Origin of the sequence: Paenibacillus polymyxa, assembly GCF_001719045.1 — a bacterium.
GTDB classification, from domain to species: domain Bacteria; phylum Bacillota; class Bacilli; order Paenibacillales; family Paenibacillaceae; genus Paenibacillus; species Paenibacillus polymyxa_B.
In genome coordinates this window covers 1,765,962-1,779,272 of the sequence record NZ_CP015423.1, presented here as the reverse complement: position 1 = coordinate 1,779,272, position 13,311 = coordinate 1,765,962, and the positions used below count along the sequence as shown (strand labels likewise).

Annotated in this window: 11 protein-coding genes; all 11 read left to right on the top strand. The window is 43.9% G+C overall.

What is annotated here, in order from left to right; genetic code table 11:
* Positions 1-82: 82 nt before the first annotated feature.
* Positions 83-913 (top strand): BglG family transcription antiterminator LicT, encoded by an 831-nt coding sequence (gene licT / locus AOU00_RS07995; protein WP_061829908.1) that lies wholly within the window; start codon positions 83-85, stop codon positions 911-913.
* Between the two features lie 250 nt (positions 914-1,163).
* Positions 1,164-3,053 (top strand): beta-glucoside-specific PTS transporter subunit IIABC, encoded by a 1,890-nt coding sequence (locus tag AOU00_RS07990; RefSeq protein ID WP_061829881.1) that lies wholly within the window; start codon positions 1,164-1,166, stop codon positions 3,051-3,053.
* Between the two features lie 220 nt (positions 3,054-3,273).
* Positions 3,274-4,764: an alanine/glycine:cation symporter family protein gene (locus AOU00_RS07985; protein ID WP_061829880.1), complete on the top strand. Its 1,491-nt coding sequence runs from the start codon at positions 3,274-3,276 to the stop codon at positions 4,762-4,764.
* A 189-nt stretch (positions 4,765-4,953) separates the two neighbouring features.
* The gene (locus tag AOU00_RS07980; protein WP_061829879.1) at positions 4,954-5,559 is read left to right on the top strand and encodes a bifunctional transcriptional activator/DNA repair enzyme AdaA; all 606 of its coding nucleotides are present in this window, start codon (positions 4,954-4,956) and stop codon (positions 5,557-5,559) included.
* The gene (locus AOU00_RS07975) at positions 5,540-6,082 is read left to right on the top strand and encodes a methylated-DNA--[protein]-cysteine S-methyltransferase (protein WP_061829878.1); all 543 of its coding nucleotides are present in this window, start codon (positions 5,540-5,542) and stop codon (positions 6,080-6,082) included. Before AOU00_RS07980 ends, AOU00_RS07975 begins: the two co-directional genes overlap by 20 nt.
* Positions 6,072-6,887, top strand: a complete 816-nt coding sequence (locus tag AOU00_RS07970; RefSeq protein ID WP_069290354.1) for an SPL family radical SAM protein — start codon at positions 6,072-6,074, stop codon at positions 6,885-6,887. The genes AOU00_RS07975 and AOU00_RS07970 overlap by 11 nt, the downstream gene beginning before the upstream one ends.
* Before the next feature lie 63 nt (positions 6,888-6,950).
* Positions 6,951-7,568, top strand: coding sequence for a DNA-3-methyladenine glycosylase family protein (locus AOU00_RS07965; protein WP_069290353.1), 618 nt, complete (start codon positions 6,951-6,953; stop codon positions 7,566-7,568).
* A 19-nt stretch (positions 7,569-7,587) separates the two neighbouring features.
* Entirely contained in the window at positions 7,588-8,277 is a 690-nt protein-coding gene (locus AOU00_RS07960; RefSeq protein ID WP_069290352.1) for a DNA alkylation repair protein, read from the top strand.
* A 69-nt stretch (positions 8,278-8,346) separates the two neighbouring features.
* Entirely contained in the window at positions 8,347-9,927 is a 1,581-nt protein-coding gene (locus AOU00_RS07955) for a response regulator (RefSeq protein ID WP_237166316.1), read from the top strand.
* A 36-nt stretch (positions 9,928-9,963) separates the two neighbouring features.
* Positions 9,964-11,820, top strand: coding sequence for a histidine kinase (locus AOU00_RS07950; RefSeq protein WP_069290351.1), 1,857 nt, complete (start codon positions 9,964-9,966; stop codon positions 11,818-11,820).
* 99 nt (positions 11,821-11,919) lie between these two features.
* Positions 11,920-13,284, top strand: a complete 1,365-nt coding sequence (locus tag AOU00_RS07945; RefSeq protein WP_061829872.1) for an ABC transporter substrate-binding protein — start codon at positions 11,920-11,922, stop codon at positions 13,282-13,284.
* The last annotated feature ends 27 nt before the right edge of the window (positions 13,285-13,311 follow it).

The following is a 13,311-nucleotide window of genomic DNA, read 5'->3' as shown; positions in this document are numbered from 1 at the left end:
GCGTGCTTCGGTTTTTTTCTGTTTACAATAAAGAGGATGGAGCATGTGTGGCTCTTGCTGGCATATGGAACGGGGGATCGAGATGAACATAGCAAAGGTCATTAACAACAATGTAATCAGCGTCTACCAGACGGACGGCACCGAACTCGTGGTGATGGGTCGGGGGATTGCTTTTAAGAAAAAGCCTGGAGACAAAGTAGACGAAACCAGAATTCAGAAGGTATTTGCTCTGAAAAACAAGCAGACGTCCGATAACTTTAAAATGCTGTTACGTGAGGTACCGCTTGATTTGATTGTGATTGTGGAGGAAGTCATTAATGACGCCAAGCATAATCTGAATAGAAAGCTGAACGAAAATATTTATGTTTCGCTGACTGATCATATCAATTTCGCTGTTGAAAGATACCGGGAAGGATTGGAAATCAAAAACGCGTTATTGTGGGAAGTCAAGCAGCTGTACAAAGAAGAATTCGCGATGGGTCTGAAAACGTTGGAACAAATTAAACAAAGGCTCGGTATTGAACTGCCTGTGGACGAAGCGGCTTATATTGCGATTCACATCGTGAATGCTGAAATGAACGAGGAAGTCATTACGACCATGAGTATCACGAAGTTTATCCAGCAAATTATCAATATCGCAAAATATCATTTTAAGGTGGAGTTCGACGAGGACTCTCTGAGCTATTTCCGTTTTATTACGCATCTGAAATTTTTCGCCCAGCGCGTATTTAAGGGAAATCACTACGAAAATAACTATGATCATTTGTATGACATGATTAAGGAAAAGCATAAGGAAGCGGCTGCTTGTACAGAGAAAATCGGAGCTTTTGTGCAAAAAGAATACAATCACGAATTGACGAACGAAGAAAAATTGTATCTAACCGTGCATATTGAACGGGTGGTGAACAGATAAGTCGAACGTTTTCAACGAAAAAGGATCAAGAATAGACGATTAAAAGTTTTTGTTGACAAATATGGTATATTGGTTATATTATGAGAGTAACAGGAATTTAATAAGTTTTAACTGGGATTGTTACTGGTTATGCAGGCAAAACCTAAGTCATGAAAAATCGCGGGACTAAAGTGCCCACCATTTTTCAAGGCTTAGGTTTTTTGTGTGCCTAAATATGTAAAAAGCCCCTTAGAACATGGAGGTGTCCATCATGAGTTATGAAAAACTGGCTAAGGAAATTGTACACCTGGTAGGTGGCGAAAAAAATGTAGTATCGCTCGTTCACTGCGCCACACGCCTGCGTTTTGTGCTAAAAGATGAGGCAAAAGCGGACAAGGGAAAGTTGGAAAAAACCGACGGAATTATCACTGTGAAGCAGAGCGGTGGTCAGTTCCAGGTTGTAGTCGGCAACAAAGTACCAGAGGTATATAATGCAATCGGCAATGTATCCAATATCTTGAATGAAACTGGAAAAGAAGATCATTCAGCTAAAGGCAACAAAGGATTTGGTGCCGTAATCGACGTAATTTCCAGCATTTTTGCACCTTTGCTCGGAGTTATGGCGGGGTCCGGTATTCTAAAAGGTCTGCTGCTGATTGCGAGTAACCTTGGTTGGTTGCTACCGAAAGACACTACCTATATGATTTTGTATGCTGCGGCCGACAGCTTGTTTTATTTCCTCCCTCTCTTGTTAGCGGTTACAACGGCACGGAAATTTGGAGGTAATATCTTCGTTGCCCTGACCATTGCCGGAGGGTTGCTTTACCCGACCATTGTCACGCTAAAAACGGAAGGTACACCTACGGACTTTTTCGGTATTCCTATTGTTATGATGAGTTATTCATCTACCGTTATTCCGATCATTTTAGCCGTCATCGTCATGAGTAAGCTGGAAAAATGGTGCAATCGAGTGATCCACGAGAGCGTCAAAAACTTTATTACACCTTTGATTCTACTTGTAATTATGCTTCCTCTAACCCTGATCGTGTTTGGTCCAGTCGGGGTGTATGTGGGCAACGCGATCGCTACTGCACTCGTTGCTGCATTTAGCTTTAGTCCATTGCTAGCTGGAGCAATCCTTGGTGCTTGCTGGCAGTTGCTCGTTATTTTCGGTGTTCACTGGGGTCTTGTACCTGTATTCATTAATAATATTGCTGTTAATGGCAGAGACGGAATCAAGCCTTCCGCTGCGGCTTCCATCTTTGCTCAAACCGGCGCTGCGTTCGGTGTTATGCTGAAAACCAAAAATAAGAAGTTGAAAACGCTGGCGGGTTCCGCTACACTTACCGCTTTATTCGGCATCACGGAGCCAGCCGTCTATGGGGTTACGCTGCCACTGAAACGTCCGTTTATTGCAGGTATTATCGGCGGCGCCGTTGGTGGTGCCATTATCGGTCAAGCGGGAACGCAAGCATTTGCCTCCGGCGCACCTGGATTGCTGACCTTGCCGATCTTTTACGGCCCTGGTGGACAAGGATTCCCGGGATTGATTTTAGGGATTACCGTTTCATTCCTGGTGTCAGCCATCTTGACTTATATTTTAGGTTTTGAAGATCCAGTTGAAGAAGAGGAAACTACTAACAATTCGGCTAAAGAATCGACCTCTACAGTTGTTGTTTCTAATGAAGAGGTACTCAGCCCAATTGAAGGAACTGTGGTCGCTTTGTCGGAGGTTCCCGATCCTGCATTTGCTTCGGAAGCTATGGGCAAAGGGATCGCCATCCAACCGACAACGGGCAGAGTCGTGGCCCCGTTCGATGGAACCATCACCGTGGCGTTCAAGAAAAAACATGCGCTTGCAGTTGTTTCGCATCATGGCGCAGAAGTTCTGATTCACGTCGGAGTAGATACGGTCAAGCTGGACGGTAAACATTTTACGTCCCATATCAAAGAAGGCGATCAGGTGAAAGCTGGGGACCTACTGCTTGAGTTTGATGTTGAGCAAATCAGGGCAGAGGGTTATCCTACGATTACGCCAGTTATCATTACGAATTCTTCCGAATATACTGAAGTCCTTCCAATTGCTCAAGGAGAGGTAACGGAGCAGGCTCCACTGTTGAAACTGTCTAGTGCTCTGAATGAGAAAGAAAGCATTGCCTAAATGTCTTAAGGACAAGGCTCTGATGATCCATATTCTCGGATCATCAGAGCTTTTTTGTCGTTATTTTATGTAGCTGGTAAGCCCACTTGTAATTGACAATATGTCAATTAAATTAACTTGTATGGGGGTAAAAACTAATCTATAATTTTTTGTAATTATGCAAATTTTCTGAAAACATAGACTAGAAAATCAATGGATTGATCAGGGGGAAATACAAGGAATGTTAGAGCAGTGGGCAGAGGCAGTAAACGGCGTCATTTGGAGCAATCCTGTGGTATATGTCTGTTTGGGTGTGGGACTATTATTTTCGATCATGACTCGATTCCTGCAAATCAGGCATTTCAAAGAGATGATCCGCCTAGTATTTAAAGGGAAAAGTTCCGAGGCAGGTGTATCCTCCTTTCAGGCCTTTACGATGGCACTATCGGGGCGTGTAGGGACGGGGAATATTGCTGGGATTGCTTTGGCGGTTGGTATGGGTGGACCTGGGGCGATATTTTGGATGTGGGTCATGGCCTTTATCGGGTCGGCTACAGCTTTTGTAGAATCCACACTGGCTCAGGTGTATAAGGTAAAGCGCGATGGTCAGTACCGAGGCGGTCCAGCCTTTTATATTGAAAAAGGGACAGGCTTAAAATGGTTTGCCGTCATTTTTGCGGTTACTGCGTTGGTCGCGATGTGTTTACTAATGCCGGGAACTCAATCGAACTCCATTGCTGTAGCTTTTCACAGTTCGTTTGGCATAGATATGAAGGTTTCGGGGATTTTAGTAGTCGTGTTGCTGGCGCTTATCATTTTTGGTGGTGTAAAAAGGATTGCCAATGTGGCTCAGGTTGTCATTCCGTTCATGGCACTCGGTTACATCCTCGTCTCTTTCTACATTATGATGACGAACATTACTGCACTTCCCGATGTATTTTCGCTGATCTTTCGTAGTGCCTTTGGCGTGGATTCTGTGTTCGGCGGTATAGCAGGGACGGCGATTGCTTGGGGTGTAAAGCGGGGGATTTATTCCAACGAAGCCGGACAAGGCTCTGGTGCGCACCCGGCAGCCGCTGCGGAAGTATCTCATCCGGCGAAGCAAGGGCTGGTCCAGGCATTTTCCGTGTATGTAGATACCTTTTTGGTCTGTACGTCCACGGCTTTTATGGTTCTGTTCACAGGTATGTATAACGTGAAGGGACCCGGTGGCGATTTTATTGTGCACAATCTTCCCGGTGTTGAAGAGGGGACCCAGTATACACAGGCTGCTATTGAGTCGGTATTTCCGGGCTTCGGCTCCAGTCTGCTGGCAATTATCTTGTTCTTTTTCGCGTTTACAACCATTATCTCTTATTATTACATCGCAGAAACAAATATGGCCTACCTGGTTGCCGACCGTAAAGCCAAATGGCCTATGTTCGTCCTAAAGCTGGTTATTCTGGGTTCGACGTTTTATGGAACGGTCGTCAAGGAATCAGCTCTGGCGTGGACACTGGGGGATATGGGTGTCGGCATTATGCTTTGGGTGAATCTGATTGCTATGATTCTGCTGGCCAAACCTGCTTTCCGCGTGCTCAAGGATTACGAACAGCAGCGGAGGCAAGGGCTAGACCCGGTGTTTGACCCGAAGAAGGCAGGTATTTCAAATGCCGAGTACTGGTCAAAGGAATATCAGCCTCCTTCAGATGAGTTGACGATCACCGCCAAACCGAGCAAGCTTCAAGCCTAAATAATAAGATAGATAAGTAAGATCAAAGGTGGCTCCGCGGGGAGTCATCTTTTTTTCGTTATCTTGCCTTTACATCCCAAGAAGGGTACATATGTTCACTATTTAGTCTATAATTTAGACAGAAGGATTTTGAATAATCCTGCCATGGATATGTGGGGAGGCCACATTTGCATTAGAGAGGTGATTTGAATGAGTACATCCGATTTATCCATAACTGACGACGAGTGGAGCGCTATTGTAGAAAACGACAAGTCATATGATGGGGTATTTTTGTACGCTGTGAAGACAACGGGAATATTTTGTCGTCCCTCCTGCAAATCCCGACCTCCCAAAAGAGAGAACATCCGTATATTTAAAACAGTAGAGCAGGCATTGGTCGAGCATTTCCGTCCATGCAAAAGATGTAAACCGACAGGACAACGATTGCCTGATCATGAATGGATCGCACTGGTTACAGAATACGTGAATTCTAACTATATGAAGGGCTTAACATTGCACATCCTAGCTGAAATAAGCCATGGAAGTCCGTATCATTTACATCGTACCTTCAAGCGGATCATGCATATAACGCCAATGGAATATATACAGCAGACCAGGTTGAAACAAGCGAAGAAGCTACTCATTTGCTCAGATATATCTGTTGCGGAAGTAGGGGAGAACGTAGGTCTGTGCAATGCACCTTACTTTATTACGTTATTTAAAAAGAATTCAGGCTACACCCCATTGCAATATCGCCAACTCAAATTGGAAGCAACACAAAATGGAGGTACACAGCATGGCACAGCAAATAAATAAAACGATCTATTGGTCATTGTTGACACATGAGGATTGGAATTTATATATTGCAGCTACATCGGAAGGACTATGTTATGTAGGTTCCCCCAATCAACCTGTAGAGGAATTGTTTTCATGGGCGGGAAGACGATTTCCCGGCAGTCCTTTAGTTGAAGAGGATGCTGCTTTACAGCCCTATGCCAAGGAGCTGATTGAATATCTCCAAGGGAAGCGCGCCCAATTTACATTGCCCTTTGATTTTCATGGGACTGCGTTCCAGATGGCGGTTTGGAATGCGTTGTGTGATATTCCGTATGGGGAAACACTATCCTATTCAGACATTGCCAACGCTATTCAAAAGCCAGCCTCTGTTCGTGCGGTGGGGGCTGCCATCGGTGCTAATCCGATTTTGGTCACAGTCCCTTGTCATCGGGTCATCGGTAAAAATGGAGCTATGACCGGATATCGTGGTGGTTTGGACATGAAGGTGAAGCTTTTGCAGCTCGAAAAGGAAAGTGTGGCATCGGTTCAGTATGAAAAATGAGTATTACAAATCCCCCAAGACTCTTTTGAATAAAGGGACCGGCTTCTTGTCAGGATATACACATTCGTTGAACCCGTATACAGGTTGTACCTTTGGTTGCTCGTATTGCTATGTACGCCAATTGCCAGTCTCCACATTTCGGAAGGAGGCGTGGGGGACATGGGTTGATATTAAAAATCAGGCTGCAGATATTCTTCGCAAGGAGCTTCGTAGAGCCAAATCTAAAGGTAAAGTCACGATTTTCATGTCGTCAAGCACAGATCCTTATCAGCCTGCCGAGTACAAGGAAGAGGTGACCCGGTCTCTGCTGGAGGTGATGGTGGAGGATCCCCCGGATTTTCTCTTTTTACAGACGCGCAGTCCACTGGTACGGCGGGATACTGATTTACTGCTCCGATTGGGGGATCGTGTACGTGTGAGTATGACTATAGAAACAGATCGTGAAGATATACGCAAACATTTTACCCCGGAGGCTCCTCCCATCCAGGCTCGTCTCCAAACGCTACATCTCTTAAAGGAGGCAGGTGTACCTACGCAAGCTACGATTGCTCCGATGCTTCCAAGCAGTGAACATTTTGCAGACAAGCTTTTGCCTCTGGTCAACCGTGTCTGTATTGATGATTATTTTATGGGAGATGGCAGTGGGGGGAGACGAACGCGTAGCTTGAAAATTGGTGTGCTGTACGAGTCATTGGGGCTGGAAGAATGGTATCATCCTGCTGCCTATAAGGCGGTTTATGAGCGTTTTCTTCATGTTTTTCCGAAGGAACAGCTCTACGTGAGCAAAGAAGGTTTCGAACCTTGATGTAAAAGCAGTCCATGCCATTGAATCAAGAGTGAACCATATAAGGGGGCAGCGGGAGAACGAATGCAAACCGTAATGACCAAAAACTTTGACTATGGGGAAAAGGAAATCAATTATCTAAAAAACGTAGACACCGTACTTGGTGCAGCGATGACGCAAATGGGCAAGGTAGAACGTGTGATCATTCCCGACCTGTTTGCGGCGCTCGTTCATGCGATTGTGGGACAGCTTATATCGGCCAAGGCGGTTCAGACCATATGGGCAAGGATGCAGGAGAAGTTAGGCGTGATCACTCCACAAAATATAGCTGTTCAGTCGGCTTTAGATATTCAAAGCTGTGGCATCACCATGAAAAAGGCCACATGTATTCTTAATATAGCCCAAACGATCGAGCAGGGCCTGTTGGATTTACAGGAATTATATGAGCTTTCCGATGCACAGGTGATTCAGAAATTGTCCTCGCTGCAAGGGATAGGACCTTGGACGGCTGAAATGATGCTGATTAATTGTATGGAGCGTCCAGATGTGGTCAGTTGGGGCGATATGGCTATTCGACGGGGAATGATGAAGTTGTACCATCTAGATACCTTGACCAAGCAGCAATTTGAGGAGTACCGCCGAGTCTATTCGCCTTATGGTTCGGTGGCCTCCATTTATTTGTGGAGTATTTCATTTCGTTAAGAATCAGGGAGTGGAAATGATGGAGAAAACAATTAGAGAACAGATACTGTCATATGTGGATGCAGATTTTCAGAAATTTACGGCTGCATTGCTTCCGACGATTAATAATGTGCTGGGTGTACGTCTGCCAGTGCTGCGTAAGCTTGCTCAAGATATTGCCAAAGGGGATTGGCGCCTCTACCTGGAGACCGCTGAAAGTGAACACTTCGAAGAAGTAATGCTGCAAGGTATGGTGATTGGTTCTGTAAAAACAGATATAGAGGAAGTTTTGAGTTATACCGCCAAGTTTGTTCCTAAAATTGATAATTGGTCCGTATGTGATAGTTTCTGTGCCGGATTGAAAATCACGAAACATCATAAAGAACGGGTGTGGGAGTTTATTCAGCCCTATCTATTCTCCAAGAAAGAATATGAAATTCGGTTTGGTGTGGTTATGCTTCTTAATTTTTATATTGAGGAACAGTATATGAAGCGGGTGTTTACTTTACTGAATCAGACCCATCGCGAGGATTATTATGTACAAATGGCGGTAGCATGGGCGATATCGATCTGTTATATCAAGCTACCTGAGGTAACCATGGCGTATTTAAGTCATAATACATTAGATGATTTTACCTTCAACAAAGCACTGCAAAAAATCACGGAATCATATCGGGTGGATCAGGCCACAAAAACGACCATCCGCAGTATGAAGCGAAAAAGAAAATAGGATCGGCTCCCACCTGTAAGTGTTATACTGAAAAAAAATGCGTGTATGAAAACGACAGGAGGGGAGTCAGTGAATTCGATCCCGCTGGGAGTACTTGTTGTGGATGATGAAACTAGACAGCGTCGAGGTCTGGCTGCCATGGTCAGGGATCTACGTCCCGAATACGAGGTATGGGAAGCCAAGAACGGGAAAGATGCTCTGACCATTTCGTTATCCAAACCGATCCAAATCGTTTTTACAGATATTCAAATGCCGATCATGAATGGACTTGAATATCTTCAACAATTGAGAACATTCGGTCAGCATGAGACCAAAGTTATTTTAGTGACAGTCTACCAGGAATTTAGCTATGCACAGCAGGCGGTGAGGTATGGGGCGAATGATTATTTGGTGAAACCGGTGCAATCACAGCAACTCATTGAAGTAATTCAACATATGGAGAAGATCATTGTAGAGGAACAGGAAACACTGAGTGGGAATCAAACAGCGTTGAATCAGATCGAGCAGAGTATGCCTGCATTTGTGGAGCATTTGTTTAGCAGATGTGTGACAGACAAATTACAGCCTAACGAGAAAAGCCTATTAAAGAGTCACTTTGGATGGCATGGGGTAGGAGAAGTTCTCGCGTTGGGAGCATCGGCAGCGCACCCGGAGGATATACATATGTGGTATTCTCAGCTCCGTAATACGGTTGTTGAAATATTGCGGCCTTGGGCGTCTTCTGTCGTGTTTCCACTTGAAACCCATAAAGACCATGTGGTTGCAGTGGTGAATTGGAAGGATAGGGCTGAAGGCAAGGAGGCCAAAAGAACACTTCAAGCTGGGCTGAAAAATTTGGAGCAACAGCAAGCGATTTCAATCTGGTTTGCTTGGGGTCAGCCTTTTAATTTTGATGAAATGCAAATAAGTCGATCTCACGAAAAGGCCGTCGGCCTAATCTCCATGCGCTTTTATACACCTCACATCAGATGTCTGAACCTTGTCATTTCAGATGATGAGCAGCCAGTACAAGAAATGAGCGCATACGAACAAATGGCCTTTATTAAATTTATTGAAAGCGCTATCTCTAATGGAGAGCCAGATCAGCTATTGGATCGGGTGCAGAATTTCATTGGACAAATGACGCAAGGGTATCCTGCACCTGAAGCGCTTAAAGCAAAATTGGTACACCTTCTGTTGGTTAGTTTACAACGGTTAAATATAGGGTGGAGTGAGGAAGTCTACTCACGTTTCTCGGAACGTTTGAACAAAGCTGTCGAAGAGGCCACCTGTCTTCGGAATCTTGAGGATGGTGTTGCAACATGGTTAAAAGAGCTGGTTCTTGAGCTTCATAGCGGCTCCAAAGGCGATCCCATTATGAGAAAGTGCAAGGAATTTCTAGATGCACATCTACATGAAGACCTTAGTCTGGAGATCGTGGCCCGGCGCTTTCACTATAATGCGTCCTATTTTAGCATTCTGTTCAAAAATTATTTTGGGCTCTCGTTCACGGAATATATGGTGAAGCTCAGAATGCAAAAGGCTCAGCACTTACTGCTGCATACAGACGCCAAGGTCGCAGAAATTAGCAGACAAGTTGGTTATAAAGATATCAAGTACTTTTTTAAAGTGTTCAAAAAAAACGTTGCACACACCGGAAGAATTCCGTAGGAAATTCAACTGATTGTTAGGTGAAAGGAAGATACGATGCGCCAAGTTAAATATATGTATCAAAAATTTTTGGACAGTAGCTTTCGTACGAAATTGATGCTGTCCTATTTTTTGTTGTCTGGTTTTATCGTTTTGCTCCTAGGTTTCGTTTACTTTGAAACGAGCGCACGGAATATCACTACAAATGTAACAGATAGCGTTACAAGCGTTCTGCGTAGTAATAACCAGTTGCTGGATAACAAGCTGACAGCTATTCAAAAAACCGTAGATATGATTCCAATCGATCATGACCTTCTTCAAACTATTACGAACGTGGATACTTCGGATTCTTCATCACTGTTACGAGCTGATCGCAGCATTACAAAAATTTTGTACAGATATTTTGGCAATATGGAGGAAGTATACGCTTCCCAAATTATGACACAAAATTATGCATATGGAAGCACTGATCGGATGTATATTCCTGTTCAGCCGTTCTATTCTTCTCCGTTGGCAACAACGGCGGTGGAAGCAGAGGGGGCTACCCAATGGATTCCCGCTTATTCGTATGCCGATACATTCCATCAGCAGGATTTAAAACGAGGCTCTTATGAGTTTAGTTCTTTATTTGCTGTGGTAAAGCAGCTCCATTTGACTGCATTAGATGATGCAGGAACCTTCCATACGCTTCCGGAGGGAAAGGAAAAACCTATACTTATATTGAATTTTCGTCCTGACTTGTTAAAAGGGGGTTTTGAAGATTACGCAGCCCGTAGCGGATTTGCACATCTATCCTATGGCATGATTCATGATAAAAACGGGATGGTCATGAGTTCAGATAGACAGCAACAAGTAGGGGAACCCGTGGCGGATTGGCTTAAGGATGCCATTACTTCGGAACAAGGGATGAAAATGGTAAACGTTAAAGGTCAAAGCATATTACTGGTTTACGAAGTCATGAAGACGACGGGCTGGGTATCTTATATAGCCATACCTATGGAAGATGTATTGGGACATCTGTCAACGATTCGCACCTACACGGTGTTTTTTTTAGGTTTTATGATGCTCGTTGCTGTTATTCTTGCTTATTTACTGTCTGTTTATATCAGTAAGCCCATCACGGATATGAAACAGGCGATGAAAGTAATGGAGAAGGGACATTTTGATATTCGAATTCCTGTACGTGGCTATGATGAATTGGGAGATCTGGTGATTCGATTTAATCAAATGAATGAAAAAATTAAAGATTTAATTGAGGAAAATTACAAGTCACGTCTACGAGCCAAAGAGTCGGAGTTAATGGCACTTAATTTACAGCTTAATCCCCATTTTTTGTATAACACCTTAACGACCATGTATTGGATCGCGTTAGAACATCAACAGCAGGAGCTGGGCCAATTGATCATTAGTCTGGCGGAAATGCTGCAAATTACTACTCGAAACAAAAACGATACATGGAGCTTGGAAACCGATCTGAATTGGCTGGAAAAATACATTTATATTATGCAGAATCGCTTTGAGGACAAGTTCAAGGTGGAATATGATATTGATCCCATTTTGCTTCAAATGGAAGTTCCCAAACTTTTCTTGCAGCCTTTTGTGGAGAATTCAATTATTCACGGCTTCGCGGAAATGGAATCAGGAGGTCTGATTAGAATCACAGCCTGGATTGAGAAGCAATTGGTGTGTTTTAAAGTGGAGGATAACGGATTAGGAATTCAGGAAGATCATATACGCCGAATTCAAGCTGGAGAAATCAGATCAACGGGCATTAAAAATGTAGACAGAAGAGTACGGCTATTATATGGAATGGAATATGGCGTTACGCTCCACTCGCCAGCAGGTAAGGGGGCATTCGTCCAGATTCGCATCGGGGAAATTCATAGATCTAATCAAATGACACCAATCCAATGAGAGTACGACTTTTAAAAATGTAAGCGTTTGCTAAAATAAATTTAGTGACGAAGCAACAAACGAAAAGATAAAAAAATAACCGGTTTGGGGGCGTTACTCATGTTAAAACGAAAATTATGGATCGTCTGCATGTGCTTGATCGTTGGGCTTATGTCAGCCTGTAGTTCAAATGAGAGCAGCAGCAAACCAGTTGATTTGCAGGGTCACGAGCAAGTGACACTGACCTATGCCAGTTGGGGGAGCACCAATGAAAAGAAGGTTCAGCAGGAAATCGCTAAAAAATTTACAGAGAAATATCCGTGGATCAAAATCAACTATATGCATATCCCCGGAGATTACGTAACCAAATTAACGACGATGTTTGCTGCCAATCAGGCACCCGATGTATTTCCCATTTATAAAGCACAGGCTCTGCAATGGGCTGAACAAGGCAAACTATATAATTTAAATGAATTTTTGAAGGAGGATAAGGAGCTAACGAAGGAAAGTCTTATTCCTAATTCAGTCATCTATTGGGATAAGGACAAAGTGGCAGGGGTCAAGGTAACTGAGGAAGCTTTCGCCCTCTATTACAATAAAGATTTGTTTGATGAGGCTGGTGTTGCTTTGCCACCAGTAAAGGCTGAAGAGGCTTGGACATGGGAGCAGTTTTTAGAGACAGCACAAAAGCTCACCATTGATAAAGCGGGAAATAATGCGCTCAGTCCCAATTTCGATGCAAGTAACATTAAACAGTATGGAGTTCGGTTTGATACATGGATGTGGCATTTGCTTGTGCCTTCCAATAACGCAAGTGTCATTTCAGACAAAGGGGACTCGCTTAATCTTGAGAGCCCTGATGTGATTGAAGCTGTTCAGAAAATGGCTGATCTGATCAATGTTTATCATGTGGCACCGTCGCCGACGCAGTCCAAAAATATACCTTCCCCGGCCGTAGCACTGCAAAGTAAACGTGTAGCGATGGATCTGGATGGACAGTGGGTTCAATTGGATCTTGGAGAATCGAAGGTGAATTTTGGTGTAGGCGTGTTACCTAAACTGAAGAGCAGCAAAACGATCCTGTTTGGCGAACCGGAAGTGATTTCTGCCAAAACCAAACATCCTAAAGAAGCATGGATGTTTTATAAATTCTTGCTGGATGCTGAAAGCGGACTTGACATGCATTCCAGCGGATTGTGGATGCCTGTCATGAAAAAGTGGTACACCGAACCAGACTTGATTAGCAAATGGGCCGATGTCAAACCAGGTCATGCCGATGGTTACCGTGATGCTGTCATGAACCAAACGCTGCATAACGGTGTTAATTCTTACGACTATTATCTGAAAAACTCGGAAAAAATCAATGCCATCATTAACCCGGCGCTGGATCAGGTATGGCTAGGCAAGAAAACGGTGGAGCAAGCATTTAGGGAGGTTTCCGCAAAGGCCAACGCGGAATTTAAGGGGACGTATCCAAAAGAATAGGGTGAGTGTTTTGACAGAAAGAGAGGG